Here is a 20,297-nt window from a genome sequence, read left to right as displayed (position 1 = left end):
CCTTCGCCAAGGCTCCGTCAGTCAAGCCGCTGGCTTGCCAGCCGAAGCCTTGGCGAAGGCTGGTGGAGGCGAGGGGAGTCGAACCCCTGTCCGCAACGTCATCAACACTGGCATCTACACGTTTAGCAGACAGTCGGTAGTTTCGGATGAGTTCGGCCTGTTTGCCGCGTCCCTCAACCTAGCGTCCTGTTGAATCTCGCCATTCGACCCGGTCGCCCGATCAGATGGCCAGCCTATTAGGTAGTCGCCTTCCCCCTTAATAGGCGTCAGGGTTCGGGCGTTGCTGTCAATTAAGCAGCAAGTGCGAGCTCGTTAGAGTCTGCAATTATTTGTTTTGGGCGGCTTTTTACGAGGCCAACCGACCAACCTCGACGTGCAGCCAGCGAATCGAACATCCCGTCGAAACCAGAACGCCCCCTTCACTTAGCTGGGGGAAGCATGGTGCCGGATGGCTGGGTTTTCAACTGGGAAATTCGTGGGCTTTTGGAGCGGTGGTGGGCTGGGGGTGGATTGCTGAAGTTCGGGATTTACGCAGTCGTCCCTGTGCTTAGTTTGGGCGTGATTCTTGAGTACGGAAGCGTCACAGAACCGACTGGATACCCTTCAGCCCATTGAGTTGGCCGAGGGTGTGGAGGTCCGACTCCGGATTGCGGGGCCGCTGCTGCGGGGCGGGGCGCTCGGGATTGACCTGGCGATCCAGTGGGCGTTCATCCTGCTGGCTGGATTCATCCTCAGCCTGACGGGGATGGTCGTCGGTGGTTTGACGGCGGTGGGTTTGATCTCGTTGATGTGGTTTTTCGTCTGGTGGTGGTATCCGGTGTTTTTTGAGGCCGGTCCGTGGGGGGCGACGTTTGGAAAGAAAATCCTCGGGTTGAGGGTGGTTCAGAAATCGGGTTCGCCGATTACCTTCGGGCAGGCAGTCCTGCGGAATTTTCTGCGCTATGCGGATGGGATGCCTTTTCTTGGTTTCGGGGTGATGGGCATACCGACCTTCGGTTTCGGGGTGGGTGTGCTGGTGGCGACCCAGCGTTTCCAGCGCCTAGGGGATCTGGCGGCTGGCACGGTGGTGATCTACGACAAGGTGCCGCCTGAACCGGTGGTGCCCAGTCCACCGGCACTGGAGACGATTGCCCCCCCGATGGCGCTGCGTCCTGAGGAGGTGAAGGCCCTGTCGGCGTTCACGGATCGGGCGGGTCTGTGGTCGGAGGGGCGGAGGATTGAAATTGCGGATCACGCACGCGAGCTGAGTGGCTCGAAAGGTGCTGCCGGGGTGACGCGGCTCACGGCGATGGCAAGGTGGCTTCAGGAGCGGAAGTAGATGAAGAAGGGGAATTTCGAGGAAAGGCGCCAGCAGGCGTGGCGCGAGTTCGACGATCTGGTCGGAAGCCTCGAGCGTCGCAAGCCGATGGCGGGTGTTTCCGAATTGCCGCGAAGGTTCCGTGAGATGTGTGCCGACTTGGCCTTGGCGAATCATCGGATGTATGGCGGTGAGGTGGTGACCCGGCTCAATGACTTGGTGATCCGTGGCTACAAGATGCTCTACCGCAGCCAGCGGAAGGGTGGTGAATCTTTCGTGCGTTTCGTGGTGCGGGACTTTCCCGCCGCAGTGAGGAAAGACTGGCGGTTGTTCTGGCTGTGCAACCTGATGTTCTGGGTGCCATTCGGTGTGATGATGGCGATGGCATGGATCGACCTCGACTGGGTGCAGGCGATCCTCGGCCCGTCGGGCATGTCGGGGCTCGAGCAGATGTATGGCGGTGAGAAGGAACAGCTCTCCTACCTGCGCAGCGAGTTCGGTTCGAACTTCCAGATGTTCGGTCACTACATCCAGAACAACGTCAGCATTGATTTCCGGATCTTTGCCGGCGGGATCGTGGCCTGTCTCGGGACGATTTTCTTTCTCGTTTACAACGGTCTGGCGATCGGGGCATCGGCCGGCTACGTCACCTATGCCTGCAACCCGGAGTCGTTCTGGACCTTCGTGGCGGGCCACTCGTCGTTCGAGTTGATCGGGATGGTGATCGCCGGGATGGCCGGGATGCGTCTGGGGCTTGCTGTCCTGAAGCCAGGGAGAATAACGAGGGCGAAGGCTATCGGGATGGCGGCCAAGAAGGCCCTTCCACTCATCTACGGGGCGGCGGGCATGACGGCCATCGCTGCGGTGATCGAGGGCTTCTGGTCGGCGCAGGGATTGCCGTCGAACGTGAAGTATACCTTCGGGATCCTGATGTGGCTGCTGCACGTGGCGTATTTCCTTTTGTTGGGAAGGGGGGAGCGTGAGGCTTGAGTCGGTGACGGCCGAACTGAGGCCGCGCAGCGAGTGGGAGTCGGTGGATCTCGGGCTCGCCCTGGTCCGCCGGGATTTCGCCAAGCTCAGTGCGGCTTGGTGGATCGGCATGCTTCCGGTGCTTCTGATCGCCTTGCCGTTGCTGCGGGATCATCCGTTCTGGTTTTCCTTGTTGTTCTGGTGGTGGATCCCGGTGAGCTCAAGGCTGACCCTTTTCAAGTTGAGCCGGATCCTGTTTGGAGAGGATCCCAAGATGAAGCATCTGTGGAAGGAACTGCCGAAGGCGATTGGGCGACGGTTCTTCTTCCGCATGATCTGGGCGCGTGCTTCGCCATGGAGACCGCTGACCATGCCCGTCGAGGACCTCGAGGGGCTGAAGGGGAAGGACTACTCGGCGCGTTGCCGGATTCTCCTGCGGCGCGGTGATTCGAGTGTGATCATGTTGGCGATGTGGCGGCTGTTCCTGACCTTCTGGCTCGCGCTGGCGCTGTTCTTCACCGGCATGCTCTTCCTGCCGCAGAATGCCCAGGCGGAGTGGGGTGAAGCGATGTCGCTGTGGTGGGAGGTCGAGGGTTTGGTGCCGCCGCTCGGGTTGTCGGTCGCGATCATGCTCTCGCTGTGTGTGTCGATGTGGTTGGTCGACATGTTTTCCGTCGGCGCGGGATTCGGCATCTACATCAACCATCGTACTTGGATCGAGGGATGGGATGTGGAGTTGGCCTTCCGACGCATGGCGAACCGGTTGCAGGGCATGGCAGGTGCCATCCTTGTCGGGGTCATCGGATGGATGGTGACCCCTGCGCAGGCGGAGGAATCGGAATCGAAGGTGGTGATCGAAGAGGTGCTGGCGCACGAGGATTTCGAGATCCACACCGAGACCATCAAGGAGCCCGAGCCGTGGCGCTGGGAGTGGCTGGAGAAGCTGTTTGGCGGGGGTGTCGGTAGTGCGGGTGGCACGGGCATGGATGCATTGGCTGCCTTGTTGAAGTTTCTCGTGATCGGTGGGTTGATCGGACTAGTGGCGTGGTTGATCTGGAAATACCGACACTTATTCGCCGGGCGCGGGGGGACGAGGGCTCCGAAGGCGCAGGCCCGTGCGAAGGTGGTGATGGGGATGGAGGTGACCGAAGAGAGTCTGCCGGACGATGTGGCGGTGGCGGCCATGGAGGCGTGGCGGTCGGGTCGGCGACAGGAAGCGATGAGCCTGCTCTACCGTGGGGCGATCTCGTGGATGATCGGCAAGGGGGGCGTGGAGATCGCGGAGTCGGATACCGAGAATGATTGTCTCGGAAGGGTGAAGACTTCCCAGGTCCTCCATCAGGAGTATTTCGGCTCTCTGACGACGGAGTGGATCCGACTGGCGTATGCCCGGCAGATTCCCTCGGACGAAACCATCGAGTCCCTCTGCCGCAACTGGCCGTTTCGTGAAAGGGGGGCGGCGTGAGAGCCTTGCTTCTCGTTCTGATCTTCGCGCTGGTCGGGTGCAGCTACATCGAGACGACTCGCGAGGTCGGTCACAAGGGGCGCGCACGAGTGAATCCCTATCTTGCCGCCGAGCGGTTCCTGGAGGATTTCGGCTACACGGTTCGGAATGATCCGGGCTGGCCGGAGCTTGATGATCCGCTGGGGATGGTGGTCCTGCCGGCCTCCGTCCTGACGGCGGATGGCTACATTGAGGCACTGGAATCGTGGGTGGAGTGGGGTGGCCACGCCGTGATCACGCTGGAGCACGGCGAGGGCTACATCAATGACTGGAGCCGCGGAGGAAGTTTCGGATCTTGGTATGCGGAAGAGGAGCCGGATGCTTTCGATGCGTGGATGGCGCGTCTTGGATACACCGTGGAGGGGGTTGAGCAGGAGGATGCATTCAAGTCACCGAAGGCTGGTGAGTTCGTGAGGCTGAGAGGGCGGCGCTACGAGGTGTGGATGGAGTCCGGTGTGCGCATCAAGCCGGGCGACGGCAAGGGTCGGATGTTGATTTCCAGAAACCTGGGTGACGGGCGGCTGACGATCGTGAGTGATGCCCGACCGTTCCGAAACCGCTACATTGGCGATTACGATCATGCCGAGCTGCTCAAGACCCTGATGGAGCTTTCGGAGTATGGCACAGAGGTCGTGTTTGTGCGCAACGCATCGCTTTCCTTCTGGAGCCTGCTGTGGTCCCGGGCGTGGCCGGCCCTGATTGCCTTGATTCTTCTCGTGGCGTTCTGGTTGTGGAAGAACCTGCCGCGTTTCGGCCCGCTCGATGCCCACGAAGACTCGAGGGCGCTGAGGGCCTATGATCACCACTTGGAAGCGCTCGGCGATTTCCACTGGAGGCTGGATCGTGGCCAAGGGCTGCTGCGACCTCTGCGTGAGAGCATCCTGGAGCGGACCCAAGCGCTTGCGATGGCCTCCGGTCGGCGCGATGCCGACATGTTCGGGCTGATGGCGGAGCGTTCCGGCATTCCCAGAGAGCGCGCCGAGCGTGCCATGACTTTCGAACGCGCGCGGGATTCCGCGAGCTTCACCCGCCTGGTGGCGGACCTGCAATCCATCCACACTTCGATTCCATGAACGACTCCATTCCACCCGATCCTGAACACGTGAGCCCGGAGACTGATCCCGTGACTCCAGAGACCGAGGTCTCGTCAATCCACGACGAGCCAGCGCAGCCAGAGGTCGCCGCTGAAGAAGCTCAACCGGAGTCGGCAGCAAGCGGTGTGGTCGCGCGGATGCGCGCGCAGATCGAGCGCTCCGTCCTCGGGCAGCAAGAGGTGATCAGTCAGGTTCTTGCGGCCTTGCTGGCGGGCGGTCATGTTCTGTTGGAAGGGAAGCCGGGTCTTGGCAAGACCCAGCTCGTGCTGGCGATGGCGAAGACTTTCGCAGGTGACTTCAGCCGGATTCAGTTCACCCCCGACCTGATGCCTTCGGACGTTACGGGATTCCGTCTTTTCGACATGAAGAGCCAGACCTTCCAGCTTCGGCAGGGACCGGTGTTCACGAATCTGTTGTTGGCCGATGAAATCAACCGGGCCCCTGCGAAGACCCAGTCGGCCTTGTTGGAGGTGATGCAGGAGAGGCAGGTCACGATCGATGGGGAGACCATGCCATTGGGCGCGCCGTTCATGACGCTGGCCACCCAGAACCCGATCGAACACGAGGGGACTTATCCGCTGCCTGAGGCCCAGTTGGACCGATTCCTGATGAAGGTGTTGCTTGATTATCCGGACGGGACTTCTGAAACGGAGATCGTGACGCGCTCTGCAAGCGAGATTCCGGGCGCGTCGCCGGTTGACTCCGTCGAGGTGGTCGCGACCCCCGAGGAGGTGGTCGCCGCGCAGGCCGAGACGGCGGCGGTGCAGGTTGTTCCGGAAGTCGTCGATTACGCGGTTGCCATCGTTCAGGCGACTCGTGAGGCGAAGTCCATCGCGCTGGGGGCAGGGACGCGCGGAGCGATTTCGCTGGTCCGGATCGGCAAGGCGATTGCGATCCTGCACGGGAGAAATTTCGTCACGCCCGACGACATCAAGGCGGCATCCCTGCCGGTGCTTCGCCATCGTGTGCAGGTTGCACCGGAGGTTTCGATCGGCGGTCAGACGGTCGATGAAATCCTTAGGGGTCTGGTCGAGTCGGTGCCGGCCCCACGTCACTGAACGCAAGATGACTCCCAGTCTGATCACTCTCAGATTCCTTTTCGTGTGGCTGCTCCTCGGTGTGGCCGCTTCGATCTGGGGTGGTCAAGTACTAGTCACCTGGTATGTCGTGGGAGGAGCGCTGGTGCTGCTGTTCCTGATCGACGGGTTGCTGCTGTGGAAAGGATCGAAGATCGAGCTGGTCCGGAAATTGCCCGAGCGGTTCGCGCTGGGTGAACCCGGGGAGGTCGGTATCGAACTGGTTCATCATGGGGCTCCATCGTGTGCCCTGATGCTCTTCGACGGCATTCCCGAGGGGGCCGAGGCCGAGGCGATGCCGTGGACGGGCATGGTGCCGAGGGGAGAACGCTTGCGGGTGACACATCCGGTGCGGATCATGGAGCGTGGCGAGGCGGTGTTCCGGCCGGTGCATACCCGGATGCGTTCGCCTCTGGGGATGTGGTGGAAGTCCGCCGTCCATGGTGAGGAGGAGAAGGTGCGGGTGTATCCCGACTATGAGCCGGTGATTCGGTTCGCCTTGCTGGCGACCCAGGCACGGCAGGACCAGATGGGGATCGTACGCCGGTCGCTGGCCGGAAGCAGCCGGGATTTCCATCAACTTCGTGAGTATCGTGAGGGGGACCCGCTGGCACAGATTGATTGGAAGGCGACGTCCCGACGGATGCAGTTGATCAGTCGTGAGTTCCAGGAACAGCGAAACCAGACGATCATTTTCCTGACCGACACGGGACGACGGATGCGGGCGATGGACGGCGAGCTTCCGCAGTTCGATCACTGTTTGAACGCGATGCTGCTGCTGTCCTACGTGGCGCTCCGACAAGGGGACCAGGTCGGGGTTCAATCGTTTGGAGGGACCGATCGCTGGCTGCCGCCGGTGAAGGGGGCTCATTCGATGGCGACGCTGCTGAACCATCTCTACGACTATCAGACGACCACGGAACCGAGTGATTTCACGACTGCCGCCGAACGTTTGCAGGCCCGTCAGAGACGGCGTGCGATGGTGGTGGTGATGACGAACCTTCGGGGTGAGGATGCGTCCGAATTGATCCCGGCCTTGAGGATCCTTTCGGCGCGGCATTTGGTGGTCCTGGCGAGTTTGCGTGAGCGGGCCATCGAGGACGCCCGCCAGCATCCGATCGGTGTGTTCAAGGATGCGCTGCGCTTTTCTGCAGCGGAACAGTATGATCTGGAACGCGAGGAAGTGATGGCGACCCTGCGGGCGCACGGAGTGGTCACCCTGGATGTGCCTGCGCAGGACTTTCCGGTCGAGTTGGCGAACCAGTATCTCGACATCAAGGCGGCGGGACGGCTTTGAAGCTTGGGGAATCCCACGGTTTCCCGGGGGCTGAGGGGAGGGGGCCGGGGTCCTCCGCGATGGCGTAATGGTGCTTCGTGCCGGGGGAGGCATGATGTGGATGTCGCTCGCTGAGTGACGCGTTCGCACGGGCGCCGGAACTCTCCCCCTCCGGCGCCCGCGTTCTTTTTCAGGAGGTCACTTCGCCGTGATCACGTAATGGGAGGAATACGCAGAGCTGCCACGATCGCGTGCGTAAGGGAAATGCACAGCCCCCCAGGGGCCCACGGACGCTGAATGTTTCCCCCTTCAGCGTTCGTGGACTTCGTGCATGACCTTCGATGCCAACCCGGTGGAAGGGTTGCCGAAAAGAAAAGCCCCGCCGGTAGGGGCGAGGCAGAGGAGGAAGGCAGTCGGAGCAGTCGGGAACCGCCCGCTGCGTGGGAGGGCATCAGATGAGCCCTTTTCGAATGGCCTTGGAGACCGCCTCGGTCTGAGTGCGGACGTGGAGCTTCCGGTAGACGCTGCGAAGGTGCATGTCGACGGTATGGAGGGAAATGTCCAACTGATCGGCGATCTCCTTCTTGATGTGACCCTTGACCATCGCGCGAAGCACTTCCTCTTCGCGTTTTGTGAGAGGCTCCGTTTCCTCGACCGGGCCGAGTTTGGCGAAGCCATCGAGAATCATGCTGGCAATGGCGCCACTGAGTGGGGCGGCACCACCCATGACATCGCGAATCCCATCGACGATGTCGTCGGGGTCGGCGGTCTTGAGCAGGTAGCCTGAAGCGCCATTGCAGATCGCGCGGTAGACGCGTTCCCGGTCATCGAAGGCCGTCAGAATGACGATCTTCTGCTCCGGGAACTTGGCTTTGACTTCATTGAGGACCTGAAGCCCGTCCTTCCCCGGCAGGCCGAGGTCGAAGAGCATCAGATCCGGAAGTTTCGAGCCATAGCTGATTTCAGCGAAAAGCTCATCCGGATGGGTGAAGACTTTTTCGCAGTTCATGTCGTCTTCTCCGCCGATGAGGCGACACATCTGCTTCGCGAACTGCGAGTGGTCCTCGAGAATCCAGATCCGGATGGGGGTTGATGGGGTATCGCTGCTCATGCCACTGCCTTGCTCGCGATCAGGTTGGCGCGTTTCACCTCCAGACGCAAGAGCGTCCCGTTCCCCGGCTTGGATTCCACCTTCAGGCGGCCTTCAAGCACTGCTGCGCGGTCGACCAGCTTGCGAACCGCGGCGGGTCGCGAGTTCTCTCCGGTGGGGAGGCCGATACCGTTGTCCTTCACCTCCATGACGAGGCGGTCACCGGCATCCTGGATGCGAATGCTCACCTCGGTGGCTTTGGAGTGCTTCAGGATGTTGTGCAGAGCTTCCTTGTAGAAGAGGAAGAGGTGACGCTTGGCGTCGAGGGTCATCTTGGCGGCCGTCCGGTTTGAGCGGCAGATGAGCTCGTAGTCGAGGTCGCGGAGCAGGCGGCCGGCGGTGTCGCGCATGCGTTGCACGAAGTCGCCGATGCTGTCTTGTCGACGCTCGAGGAGCCAGACGATGTCCCGCATGGCCAGCGAACTTTCACGGGCAATCACTTCGACTTCATCGAGATCCTCGGCAACTTCAGTCGGACCTTCCAGTCGACGGAGGTCACGTTTCGCAGAGCGGGCGATCAGCGAGATGCTTCCCAAGTTGCTGCCGATGTCATCGTGAAGGTCGGAGGCGATGCGTTTGCGCAGACTGTCGATCTGCTTGCGGGAAACCAATCGGCGGCGTTCGACGAAGGCGATGGGGATGAGGAAGGTGAGACCGATCGCGACCGAAGCACCCCAGGTGGTATTCAGCTCGGTCTCGGTCGCCATGCTGGCGCGTGTCGGGCTCAGGGTTGCGAGTTCCTTCTGGATGCTGTTCCGTTCGTTGAGTTGCTGGAGCCAGCTGGCAATCGGGCGAATCTCAAGTCCGTTTGCGTAGCCATCAGTGAGTTGCAGAGTCGGCGGTTGCTTGGCACCGTTCGCGGTGGTTTCGACCTCATGGCCAGCCGCCACGTTCCGTCCGAACGACCAGACTTCGATTTCCGACAAGGCCTGCATGTGCAGCCTGCCGAGGCTGACGGGCGTGGCGCTGCGAATGGTCACGTAGCGTCCCTGGTGACCCAGCGTGGAGATGACGCACGGTGCGAAACTATTGCCTCCGGTGTTGACCTCGATGGGAACGCCTCCGCCGTCGGGCGTGTCGGAAATGGAGACGGTGAGCTTCTCAGGAAAGGTGCTGGTTCCACCGAATTCCGCAAACTGATAGGGAAACAACACGACCCGCTCGACGCGTTCGCTTTCAGCGAGATCGATGGTCCACGTTGCCTCCGGATTCTGAGGGTCGACATCGACCAGATTCCCCCGGGAATTCGTCCAGGTTCCGCCTTCCCAAGTGCCGAGAGGAGTGCGCCCGTCGATGGCGAACTTCGGTTCCCATTGGTTGGGCGAGTCCAGCGAGTGGGTGGCCGTGACCGATGCGGAAAACGAAACGGGCTCACCTCCCGAAAGTGCGACGAACTCGGAGATTGCGGCGATTGATTGGTCGCCGCGGAAGTGACCGAGTGGGATGGAAAGCCGGACGTAGCGGGCTTCGACATCGCGAGTCACGATCCGAAGTGGGAACCCGGCCTGACTTTCATGCAACTTGTCACGGGTTTCGTAAACGAGCTGGGCATCCGAGAAGTCCGGGGTGAGGGAGGTTTCGATCTGAATGCGGAGCGGGAAGTAGCGCTGGTTCTCGCTTGGCCGAAGCTGGCTTGGGACGATGAAGATTTCGCTGATCGGGTAGGTATCCTGAAGGTCGAGCGTGAGCGTCGGAATCTCGGTGGCGCCATTGGCGCGAATCGACTGCCAGCCATAACCGTGGTTCAAGGGTTTGGGGGCGTAGGCGGAGAGTTGCCGCAGTCGCCGCTCGAGCCAACCGATTCGTTCCTCGATTTCAACGAGCTTCGGGTTGAGAACACGGGCAATCCTGCCGATGGGGTTGCTGGATTGGGCCTCCTCGAAGGAGCAGGCGCGGTCGGAAGTCCCGATGAGGGATCCGATGATGATGGGGAGTAGGGAGATGCTGGGAGGGCGGAGCATGCCGTGGGGTGGGGTGACGCAGCAGCCGATTAATTAGCATTTTTAAAATATCAGAACAACTTTTTTGTTGAGGTCTCGTGAATCCTCACTTTCATGAGGCGTTTCCGTGCTCATGATGACGCTGATTTGACGAGGAGGCCCTTGTCGCGGGCGGTTTTGAGCATTTTTGAGAAGAGGGAGGCTGCGCCTGAAATGAATAAAATATTGAGGGCTGTCGCTGCCGCGAGGTGCTGGGCGTCGATTTCGCCGGTGCTGAGGAGCTGCCTCATGCCCTCAAATACGTGAGCAGGGGGCATGGCCAGCGCGATTCCCTGCATGAACTGGGGCAGGACATCGATGCCGTAAAAGACGCACGCGAAGGGCTGGATCAGGAAGGGCACGGCCCATGCAAGTGATTCCGCGGCGTGTCCCCAGCGGAGGATGAGGGAGATCGACACCATCCCCAGCGTCCAGCCGAACATCATCAGATTGGCGTAGAAGGCGATGAGGGCCCACTCGAATTGGAACAGGTTGAAGGAGTAGGCGAGCAGGGCGATGACCACCATGACAATGGCGGTTACGGCCACCCGGAGCAGTCCAACCGAGAAACTGGCCGCGAGGTATTCGGTCATACGGATGGGTGCCGCGAAGATGTTGAGAAGATTCCTCGTCCAGACATCCTCGAGGAAGGAGATGGCGACTCCCTGCTGGGATCGAAACAAGGCATCCCAGAGGATGATGCCACCGATCAGGTAGGTGATGACTTGAGGAAGCTGATGGTCGCTACCTGCAGCCAGCTGCTGGATGTATGTGGTGGTGAAGCCCCAGACCAGCAGTTGGACGACGGGCCAGAAGAAAAGTTCGGTCGCTCTGACTGGATTCCGGGTAAACAGCAGAATCTGGCGGGTAATCAGAGCGCGTATGATCGATGGTCGAAGCATGAAGCTCCGCCAGCTTCATCCGGCGGGAGAAGTTGGCAAGATCCGATGCCGACAGGGCCGGAATTCGGCTCACTCGCTGGTGCCGGAGCGGGAGTCGTAGAGGGTCTGATGGGTGGCGAGTTCCTTCCGCCGCCGGTGGATTGATGGAAGCAATTGGTCCAGCGTCCCTCGTTGTTTGCTCAGCTGGCTGGAGGCTTGGGTCATGTTGCTTTCCAAGTCCTCGATGATGGAGGTGAGGGTGGCTTCAAGCGCAAGGAGTTCGGTGCGTTTGGCGTCGTCCGTGACTGCGGCGAGCTGGCCGAGGATGGCCCCCAACTCCTGGCGCTTCTCTGCCAGTTCCACTTGCAGGGCTTCGACTTGTTTCGAAGTGGCCGCGAATGATGCGGCCAGTTCTTCCGACTTGAGTTGGTCATCAGCAATGCGTTGCCGGGTCTGGAGAATCTCGGACAGTAGTTCAGCCCGGGACCAACGTCTGACCAAGTGCGCGTGGTGGTTGAGGGCCAACCTTGCTTTCCAAAGTCTCGATCCGGTTTCCGAGCGTTCCTTGTTGGCCTCATCGATGGATTTCTGAATCTCCGGACCCTGTTTCTCGAGTTCCTTGATCCTCTTGGCCGTCTGATCAATGGCCTGTTTCAGCGAGGGAAGGGCTGCGTCGTGCTTGGCGAGGGCCTCCTTCTCCCGATTCCACTCGTCCGAAGCCCGTTGGAGGTGTTGTTGCGTCTCATCGCGTCTCGTATCGAACGGGGTCGCCTGCTTGCGTAGTTCCGCGAGAACTTGCTCTGCGGTCGCGAGCTGTTTGGACTGCTGTTGGATCTGTTGGTCGTGGCTTTGCAGGGTGGCGGCGCGCTTGGTTTCGTCCTTTTCCTTCTCGGCGGCTTGGCGCGACTCTTTCGTAGCGGCAAGTCGCTTGCCGAGTTGATCCACTTCCTGCTGCGCGTCCTGAATCCGGCGGTCGTGGTTCTTCGCCTCGGTGACGGCCTTCTGATTCGCTTGATTTGCCTGCGCCTTTTGTTGGTTCAGCCGATCGACCTTCTGGCGGGTGGTCTGGATGAGACGTTTGTGTTCCTCGTGCGCTTGCTTGGCGTGTTGGTGGGCCTCTTTCGATTGGACGACCGCCTTCCTGTTTTCCGTTAGGCGGACTTCAGCGTTGCGGACCTTGGCGACGCTGGCCTGGTGAGCTGCGTTTGAGTCATCGAATTCCTTGAGAACCGTGACGCGTTCCTTCTCCAAGGAAGCGAGACGAGTGGGGATGGTGGGAGGATTGGAATCAATGGTTCCCACCTGCTTGCCGCTCCGTGTGTCGTAAGCGGCGATGAGCCCCTGATAGTCGGCCACGAACACACGCTTGTTTTCGGTATCGAGAGCGATCGACGTCGGGATGTCCGGGAGTTTCGGAATCGTCTTCTGCTGGCCGAAGTCGGGCTTCCAAAGCTTGGCGGTCTTGTCGCGCCCGGCGGTGGCAAATGTGCCGTCGATCCCCCACGCGAAGGTGGTGACACCGCCCTTGTGGGCGTCGATCTTCTTCACCTCCTTGCCTCCGTTCATTTCCCAGAACCTCACGCTTCCGTCCTCGGAGGCAGAGGCGAGGATGTTGGAGTCGGCTCTGAATCGGACTTCGGTGATGCCTGCCTGATGACCACGGAGCGTGTGGAATTCGTTCCCGGTCGTGCCTTCCCAGACCCACACACCGCCGTTGCGGTCGCCGGTGGCAAGCAGGATGCCGTCGTTGGAGAAGTCGACACTCATGATCCAGTCGGTGTGTTTCTTGATCGCGGCCAGGCGGCTGCCGTCCTCACTGTTCCAGAGTTTGATGAGTTTGGAGGGGGAACCGGTGACCACCCGGGAAAGGTCGGGGCTGAGGTCGGCGCTGAGAACGGTGTCGAATTCCTTCGCTGCCGTGAGGACGCGCTCCCCTGTGGTGACGTCGAAGGTGACGGTGACGCCTGATTTCCCGGCAATCCCGCCGCCGGTGATCAGGTAGCGGCCATTGGGGGTGAAGGCGAGCGAGACGGGTTCGCCTTCAGGGAAGGGGAGGATGCCGACCAACTCGAGGTTCGAAGTGCTGTAGAGGAGGACCTGATTCTGTCCGGTCACGGCCAGCAGGGGCGCCCATGGTGAGGTGACCATCGCATGAATGGCCGATGTTCGAGGGGCGACAGTGGCAGGCTCGAGCAGAAGGTCAGAAGGGAAGGGGGGAGGTCCGGCAGGACGGGAAGACGGATCGCCGGCCAAGGCGGTGTCGAACTTGGGTTTCGTCGGCTTCTTCGCCTTGGAACTCGAGTTTTCGAGCAGACCACCCGTGATCCATGCCTCCAGCGTCTTGATCTGATCGTTGGGAAGCGCGTCGCCTTCCGGCGGCATGATGGGTTCGGCGGTCTGCCGGACGACGGCGATGAGTTTCGAACCGGTATCGCCGGCTTCCACGATCTTTCCACCCGAGCCACCTTTCATGGTGGCGGGGTAGGTGGAAAGGTCGAGTCCACCCTTGGCCTTGTCGGGATTGTGGCAGTTCAAGCACGCCTGCTCGAAGATGGGGAGGACGTGTTCGTCATAAGTCACCTTGTCCGCCATGACCCACGGACATGCCGAGAGACAGAAGACAGAGAAGTGGACTGCGAGGCGGGACACGGCGGGAAAAACGGAAGGGAATGGAACTTTCGCGATAGGAGCCAATACGGTCGCAGGAACCGCATCTTGCTCAAAACAAGAAGTCCGGACCCATGAATGGCCCGGACTTCGAGAAACAAGAACTCAGCAACAAAGGAAATCAGCCCAGAGGAATCTTCAGTCCAAGGGTGGTCGAAACCGCTCCGATCACGACAGGAATCATGGAAATCGAATCGCCGGCCAGAGTCTGGGCAAAGTGGTAGAATGCCTGGTGCTGAGGCGTGGGAAAAAGCACGGTCGGGATGAACAGCATGCCGACGCTCAGGAGGATTGGGATGGTTGCCACGATGATGAGAATGGCCTGCCGCTGGTTGAATTTGCCCAACAGCAACGCCCTGAAGCCGTCAATGTAGCAGGTCTTCAGGAAGTGGGCCGTTTGGCCGAGAAATTTCCGCGCATTGGGCAGGAAATGGGTGCGCATGGACCTGAAGTTCAAATTCAGGTTCTTCCGCTCGAATTGGGGGAGCTTCAGAGATGCAAGTTGGGACAGCATGAGGGGTTGATACCCGCGATCGCGTAAGGGCTCAATAAAATTTTAGAAATATTGAACATCTTGAGATCTGGGGTGTCAGCTCAACCAAATTGGGTGGGTAATATTGTGGGCCGGCGCTCGGGCCCACTGTGGGTCAACGACCTGGACCCAGTGGAGGCAGGGAGTTGGGCTTGGGAACGACCTGCCAGACTTCGACGCGCTGGTTCTCAAGCGGGGAGTCCTTGCCGAAGCGTTTGGTTTGGCCGAGGTAGACCGCCTGGACCTGCTGGCCGACGCGCTTGAGGGTATCGAGTTCCTGGGCGACGGCGGTGGCGCGATCGGACGACAGGATGCGGTTGCTGTCGACATTGCCGGTCTCGGATGCGTAACCCACGACGAGAAGCAGAGCATTCTCGGGAGCCTCGTTCGGAAGGTTGGACAGGTTGGATTGGAGTTCGGCGGACACTTCTGAGGAGCCGGTGGCGAACTTGCAGATGTGCAGGACGTTGGCTCCGAGTTCAGCGCCGAACTCACTGTAAGCTGCGGAGAGCTCCTGGGGTGTGGCACCCTGGAGTTTCCGCAGTGCGCGCACCAGGGCGATGGCTTCCTTCAGAAGTTCATTTTCGTTGGCGGCAAACAACTTGGCCTGGTTGAGCTGACCTTCGAGTTGGGCCAACTTCGACTGCAGCAGGAGGAGTTGGGACTGCAATTCGGATTCGCGCTGCTGGCTTTCAAGAAGTTGGGCCCTCAAGGCGTCGGGCACGGCCCGGAGTTCTTGGATTTCGGTTTGCAGGGCCACGATCCGCATGTTGGCCTCGTTGAGGTCGGACTGGAGCTTGGTCGCCATGGAGGCATCGATCATGGCCTTCCTCAGGTCCTGATTGGCGGTGGCGAGGAGCTCGCGGAGTCGTTGTTGGTCCTTGAGTGCAGCGATCGATTCGGTCCGCATTTCGTCGAGTTGGGCATCCTTCCTCGCGAGGAGTTCCTGGAAGCTGGTGGCGAGCGAAGCGAGCGTATCGGCATCCGCCTGCAGTCGCTTGGCGACTTCATCGGCAGACTCGATGCTGCTGCTACCTCCGATCGGATCGAGGCCGAGTTCCATGCGCTCGCGGTTCAGTTCGGCACGGACCGTTTCAAGGTCGGCCTTGAGCGCGTTGCGAGCCGGGCTTTCAGCGGGGCCCTGCGCACCGTTCCGAGGAATGATGTTTTGGAAAATGATGACGCCGAGAAGGACGATGATGATGAAGGCGATCGCGATGACGGTCGGAGAGGGTGCCTTGGTATCCTGCGAAGCCGGCTGCTGAGTCGGCGCGGGTGTGGATTCCTCGGGCGTGGGGGGCTGCGCGGGGGCCTCGTGGTTCGGAGGGGTCTCGTCGTTCATGGATTCAAATGGAGCGATGTCTGCCGGACTTGTCGAACTTCGAATGAGCTCAACGGAGTCCAAGTTGAAGGAACTCGCTGGGGTGGTTGATGAGGTGTTCGGGAGCCTCGGCTGCGAGGATCTCGGGAGAATTGAAACCCCAGGTCACTGCCGCCACCGGGATTCCAGCCTTCTTGGAGGCTCTCACATCGCGAATCTCGTCACCGATGTAGAGCATCTCTTGGGATTCCAGGGAGAATGTCTTGCGGATGGCGCGGAGGTGCTTCGCCTTGCCGGTGAGCTTGGAGGTCGACGAGATGAAATCGAAATGGGAGCGGAGGCCGTGCGATCTCAGGAACAGGTCGACGTTGGTGGTGGCATTCGAGGTCAGGATGCCGAAGGAATCGCAGCGCGAACGGAGATCGGGAATGACGGACTCAATCCCCGGGATCAGGGGGAGCTTGTCGATGTTTCGCCGCATCATCGAAGTTCCGCGTGCGATGAGTGAGGGGACGCGGTGTTTGGGGATCTGAAGGTGTTTGAGTAGTTCCTTGAGAGAGAGATGACGGAGTCCGGGCAGCTCTGCGGGGGTGATTTCCCTGAGCCCGTGGTCCTTGCCAAGCTCATTGAAAATCCGACGGCTCTCCTCGAGCGTATTGGCGAGAGTGCCATCGAAATCAAAGATGAGGGTGCGGTAGGCCATGAATGACTAAAAGCGGGAAGGATGGGGGATCAAATCCGGAAGGGCTCGGTCGCCTTGCGCGGGCACTATGGAACGAGTGGCATGGCGGGGTCGATATCTGAATCCAGCGGCCAGCATTCGCCATTCTGATGACGAAGCAGGCCGGCAAAGGCGATCATGGCGGCATTGTCGGTGCACAGGGCCGGATCGGCGGTAGTCAGCTCGATGCCGGCGTCGTCGGTCGCCCTCGCAAAGGCGGTTCTCAGGCTTCGGTTGAGGGATACGCCACCGGACAGGGCGATGGTGCGCCGGTTGCTTGTGGTGGCGGCGCGGAGGGTCTTGTGGATCAATACGTCGATGACGGCCTGTTGGAAGGATGCGCAAAGGTCGGGCAAGTCGTCCTCCTTCGGGGTGCCATCGACCGGATTCCGGTCGGTCAGCGTGTAGAGCACGGCGGTCTTGAGGCCGGAAAACGAGAAATCGAGGCTGCGATCCTTCATCATCGAGCGCGGGAAATCAAAAGCATCGGGGCGCCCCTGTACTGCCGCCTTCTCGACCTCGGGTCCACCGGGGTAGGGCAGGCCGAGCATCTTTCCGACCTTGTCGAAGGCTTCACCCGCCGCGTCGTCGCGGGTTGTTCCGAGTTTCCTGTAGCTGCCGGGCTTTTCGACATCGAGCAGCAAGGTATGTCCGCCGGAAACGATGAGGGCAACGTGCGGTGGGACTCCGGAGCGGTCGATGAACGGAGAGAGGAGGTGTCCCTCGAGATGGTTGATCGCGAGGAAGGGTTTGCGGGTCGTTGCAGCCAGGGCCTTTGCCGCGGTGGCTCCGATGAGAAGTGAGGAGGCCAACCCCGGGCCGGAGGTGGCGGCGAAGGCGTCGATTTCGCGAAGGGAAAGGTGGGCGTCGGCCAGAGCCTGCTCGACCAAGGGGCGCAGGTGGAGTGAGTGATTTCTCGACGCGAGTTCGGGGACGACGCCGCCATAGACCCGGTGGAGTTCGATCTGGCTGGCGACTTTCGACGCAAGGAGGGTCGCCGGGGCGCCGGGGGCTCCTTCGATGATCGCGACAGCGGTTTCGTCGCAGGAACTCTCGATGGCAAGAAGACGCATGAGTGGGAGGAAATGGATTACTTGGTGGCTTCCAACGCGGCTTCGATCACCGGGTCCTTCCAGTCTGTGAGTGTTTCCTGCTCCTCCGGGGTCAGGGTGTCCTTTCGCATCGAAAGGTTGAATTTTTCGCGGAGTGAATCAGACATCTCGATCTCGACATCAGGTTGGATGCCCGTCAGGTGCGGGGTTTGGCCACTAGGAGTGTGGTAGGTGGCGATCGTGAGTCTGAGTGCCGTGCCGCCACCCATCGGGATGATATTCTGGACCGAGCCCTTTCCGTAGGAGGTCTCGCCGATGATGGTGGCCCGTTCCAAGTCCTGGAGGGCACCCGCGGTGAGCTCGGATGCGGAAGCAGACATGCGATCGATCAGGACGGCCACCGGATAGTTCCGCTCACGTCGTTGGCGCTCCGGGGTGGTGAGTGGTTCGCCATTTTCGCCCGCGCGGCCCTGGGTGGTGACGACAGCCGTCGATGGTGGAAGGAACAGTCCGAGGATGCGGACGGTAGCGGGCAGGGAACCGCCGGGGTTTCCCCGGAGATCGAGGATGAGGCGTTCCATCCCGTCGTCTTCCAGTTCATCAAGTGCGGCTTCCAGTTCACGTGGGGAAGCATCCGTAAAGGACGCCAGCCGGATGTATCCTGCTTTCGGTGTGGTATCAGGCAGGATGGAGGAATGGGTGACCGCCCGATCTTCGACGCTTCGGTGAACCAGCGTCACTTCAGCAGGACGCGCTTCGGCGGGGGACTTGAGCAGGAGGGTGCTGCTCTCGCCCGGAGCACGTGTCAGACGCGACAGGAGCTGCGAGGGATCCACATCCTTGACCGGATTGCCATCGACCTCGAGCAGGGAGGATCCTGCGATCAGGGCCGAGGCGGCACTACCCGGCAGCACGTTCGAGAGATACGGTCCATCGCTTCTCCAGCCGAGAGTGATGCCCAGAGAAGGCACATGGGGAATCAGGTCCGGCTGGTCCTTCATCATGCCGGCCATCTCGGGGTGGATGAATGATGAGTGTGGATCGAGCGAGGAAAGCATGCCCTCGAGGGCGTGGTTGACCAAACGCTCGTAGGCGAGCCGATCGACATCCGGATGCCGTTGGCGGACTTGCTCCAGCACCTGCACGAATCGTTCGATTGCCGGGTAGGCCGCTTCGTCAGGATCCGGGAGGGGTGATGCCTCGGCGACTTCTGCGGGAGCGGGTGCCTCCACCTCCGACTCCGGTTCATCCGCGAAGAGCAGGGCAGGGAGTAGGAGGAAGATGAATCGCATGGGCTGGATTCAAGCGGCCTTGGGCGGGCTTCGCAATCCCGACGTGATCGGGAAGTTGAGGTGACCCTGGGATGAATTCCCCGCTTGGGCCTCTTCCGCGTCCGGTGGTTGCGATGGTGCCCGGGAGCCGGGATGTTCAGGCGGCATCCTTGTCGGACCGACGCTTCCGCATGGAAGGGGCCTTCTCGCCGGTGACCACAGCTCGGTTGAGGGTCACTGACTCGATGTCCTCCCGGGAAGGAACCTGATACATGACGTCGAGCATCAGGCGCTCGAAAATCGAACGCAGGGCGCGGGCGCCCGTACCGCGGCGGACGGCTTCCTCGGCCATCGCCCGCAGGCCGTCCTTGGTGACCTTCAGCTTCACCCCATTCATCGCCAGTTGCTTGGAATACTGCTTGAGCAGCGAATTCTTGGGCTCGGTGAGAATCTCGACGAGTTCGTCCTCGGTGAGTTCACGCAGGGTGGTGATGACGGGAAGGCGGCCGATGAATTCAGGGATGAGTCCGAAGTGGAGCAGGTCCTCGGGTTCGGTCAGGTCGAGTTGGTCCGGCTCGTCGGATTTCTTCCCTTCCTCGATCCCATGGAAACCGAGGGCGCTTCTTCCGAGACGCCGCTGGATGATGTCGGGCAGGCCGACGAAGGCTCCACCGCAGATGAACAGGATCTTCTCGGTGTTGATCTGGATGTATTCCTGCTGCGGGTGCTTGCGTCCGCCCTGCGGTGGAACGTTGCAAACCGTTCCCTCCAGGATCTTCAGCAGGGCTTGCTGCACGCCTTCGCCGGATACGTCGCGCGTGATGGAGACGTTGTCGGTCTTGCGGCCGATCTTGTCGATTTCGTCGACGTAGATGATGCCCTGCTCCGCTCTTTCGACATCGAAGTCCGATGCTTGTAGTAGGCGGAGAATGATGTTCTCCACGTCCTCGCCGACGTAGCCGGCCTCCGTGAGGGTGGTGGCATCCACGATGCAGAAGGGGACGTCGAGGAGACGTGCCAAGGTGCGTGCGAGAAGCGTCTTGCCCGAGCCGGTCGGTCCGAGGAGCAGGACGTTGGATTTCTCGATGTCCACGCCATCGAACTCGGTGTCCTCGAGAGCGTCGCTTTGACGGAGCCGCTGGTAGTGATTGTAAACGGCCACCGCCAGAACCTTCTTGGCCTGCTCCTGCCCGACGACAAAGTCATCGAGGCGTTCCCGCATTTCGGCGGGTGTGAGAAGGGGTTTGCCCTTCAGTGAAGTGCTTCCACCCTTGGTCTTGCCGTCGCCGCCCGTCAGTTCCTTGTCGAGGATGTTCGAGCACACTTCAACGCACTCGTTGCAAATGTAGACCCCGGGGCCTGCGATGAGTTTTTTGACTTCAGAATGACTCTTTCCGCAGAAAGAGCACATCGTCAGGTTGGATGCTCGCGCCATGGTATGAAACTGTCGGATTCGATGGGGTTGCTCCGGCAGGGCCATCCCCGCCGGATTCTCATCACTTTAGCG

16 protein-coding genes and 1 other RNA gene are annotated in these 20,297 nt (G+C 60.7%); 6 read left to right on the top strand and 11 right to left on the bottom strand.

Going from position 1 to position 20,297, the window contains the following annotated elements; translation table 11 throughout:
- Positions 1 to 60: 60 nt before the first annotated feature.
- Positions 61 to 418, bottom strand: a transfer-messenger RNA (tmRNA) gene (ssrA, locus tag JIN81_RS12045).
- A gap of 147 nt (positions 419 to 565) precedes the next feature.
- Between ssrA and JIN81_RS12040 the strand changes: the two genes are divergently transcribed.
- Genes JIN81_RS12040 through JIN81_RS12015 form a run of 6 tightly spaced genes read left to right on the top strand, consistent with a single transcriptional unit; the run spans position 566 to position 7,237 of the window.
- Positions 566 to 1,318 carry an RDD family protein gene (locus tag JIN81_RS12040; protein WP_200279725.1) on the top strand — a complete coding sequence of 251 codons (753 nt, stop codon included), beginning with the start codon at positions 566 to 568 and terminating at the stop codon, positions 1,316 to 1,318.
- Entirely contained in the window at positions 1,319 to 2,287 is a 969-nt protein-coding gene (locus tag JIN81_RS12035; protein ID WP_200279722.1) for a stage II sporulation protein M, read from the top strand. It abuts the gene before it with no gap.
- Positions 2,288 to 2,291: 4 nt separating this feature from the next.
- The gene (locus JIN81_RS12030; RefSeq protein ID WP_200279719.1) at positions 2,292 to 3,731 is read left to right on the top strand and encodes a hypothetical protein; all 1,440 of its coding nucleotides are present in this window, start codon (positions 2,292 to 2,294) and stop codon (positions 3,729 to 3,731) included.
- Positions 3,728 to 4,843 carry a DUF4350 domain-containing protein gene (locus JIN81_RS12025; protein ID WP_200279716.1) on the top strand — a complete coding sequence of 372 codons (1,116 nt, stop codon included), beginning with the start codon at positions 3,728 to 3,730 and terminating at the stop codon, positions 4,841 to 4,843. The genes JIN81_RS12030 and JIN81_RS12025 overlap by 4 nt, the downstream gene beginning before the upstream one ends.
- Positions 4,840 to 5,922 carry an AAA family ATPase gene (locus JIN81_RS12020; protein ID WP_200279713.1) on the top strand — a complete coding sequence of 361 codons (1,083 nt, stop codon included), beginning with the start codon at positions 4,840 to 4,842 and terminating at the stop codon, positions 5,920 to 5,922. The genes JIN81_RS12025 and JIN81_RS12020 overlap by 4 nt, the downstream gene beginning before the upstream one ends.
- Positions 5,923 to 5,929: 7 nt before the next feature.
- On the top strand, positions 5,930 to 7,237 hold the full coding sequence (locus JIN81_RS12015; protein ID WP_200279710.1) for a DUF58 domain-containing protein: 1,308 nt from the start codon (positions 5,930 to 5,932) through the stop codon (positions 7,235 to 7,237).
- A gap of 430 nt (positions 7,238 to 7,667) precedes the next feature.
- On the opposite strand, the gene JIN81_RS12010 is transcribed toward JIN81_RS12015, so the two are convergent.
- From JIN81_RS12010 to clpX, 10 genes are all read right to left on the bottom strand, one after another.
- Positions 7,668 to 8,327 (bottom strand): response regulator, encoded by a 660-nt coding sequence (locus JIN81_RS12010; protein WP_200279707.1) that lies wholly within the window; start codon positions 8,325 to 8,327, stop codon positions 7,668 to 7,670.
- On the bottom strand, positions 8,324 to 10,327 hold the full coding sequence (locus tag JIN81_RS12005) for a sensor histidine kinase (RefSeq protein WP_200279704.1): 2,004 nt from the start codon (positions 10,325 to 10,327) through the stop codon (positions 8,324 to 8,326). Before JIN81_RS12005 ends, JIN81_RS12010 begins: the two co-directional genes overlap by 4 nt.
- 110 nt (positions 10,328 to 10,437) lie before the next feature.
- A complete protein-coding gene (locus JIN81_RS12000; protein ID WP_200279701.1) occupies positions 10,438 to 11,247 on the bottom strand; it encodes an ABC transporter permease in 810 nt (269 codons plus the stop codon).
- A gap of 69 nt (positions 11,248 to 11,316) precedes the next feature.
- Positions 11,317 to 13,875 (bottom strand): c-type cytochrome domain-containing protein, encoded by a 2,559-nt coding sequence (locus tag JIN81_RS11995; protein WP_200279698.1) that lies wholly within the window; start codon positions 13,873 to 13,875, stop codon positions 11,317 to 11,319.
- 139 nt (positions 13,876 to 14,014) lie between these two features.
- On the bottom strand, positions 14,015 to 14,407 hold the full coding sequence (locus JIN81_RS11990) for a hypothetical protein (protein WP_200279695.1): 393 nt from the start codon (positions 14,405 to 14,407) through the stop codon (positions 14,015 to 14,017).
- Between the two features lie 133 nt (positions 14,408 to 14,540).
- The gene (locus tag JIN81_RS11985) at positions 14,541 to 15,767 is read right to left on the bottom strand and encodes an OmpA family protein (protein WP_200279692.1); all 1,227 of its coding nucleotides are present in this window, start codon (positions 15,765 to 15,767) and stop codon (positions 14,541 to 14,543) included.
- 49 nt (positions 15,768 to 15,816) lie between these two features.
- Positions 15,817 to 16,449 (bottom strand): HAD hydrolase-like protein, encoded by a 633-nt coding sequence (locus tag JIN81_RS11980; protein WP_200279689.1) that lies wholly within the window; start codon positions 16,447 to 16,449, stop codon positions 15,817 to 15,819.
- A 65-nt stretch (positions 16,450 to 16,514) separates the two neighbouring features.
- Positions 16,515 to 17,540, bottom strand: a complete 1,026-nt coding sequence (gene tsaD / locus JIN81_RS11975; RefSeq protein ID WP_200279686.1) for a tRNA (adenosine(37)-N6)-threonylcarbamoyltransferase complex transferase subunit TsaD — start codon at positions 17,538 to 17,540, stop codon at positions 16,515 to 16,517.
- 17 nt (positions 17,541 to 17,557) lie between these two features.
- A complete protein-coding gene (locus tag JIN81_RS11970; protein WP_200279683.1) occupies positions 17,558 to 18,811 on the bottom strand; it encodes a S41 family peptidase in 1,254 nt (417 codons plus the stop codon).
- A 136-nt stretch (positions 18,812 to 18,947) separates the two neighbouring features.
- Positions 18,948 to 20,225, bottom strand: a complete 1,278-nt coding sequence (clpX, locus tag JIN81_RS11965) for an ATP-dependent Clp protease ATP-binding subunit ClpX (RefSeq protein WP_200279680.1) — start codon at positions 20,223 to 20,225, stop codon at positions 18,948 to 18,950.
- Between the last annotated feature and the right edge of the window lie 72 nt (positions 20,226 to 20,297).

It is taken from the genome of Haloferula rosea, from assembly GCF_016595525.1.
GTDB lineage: Bacteria > Verrucomicrobiota > Verrucomicrobiia > Verrucomicrobiales > Akkermansiaceae > Haloferula > Haloferula rosea.
This window is presented reverse-complemented; position numbering and strand designations above follow the sequence as displayed.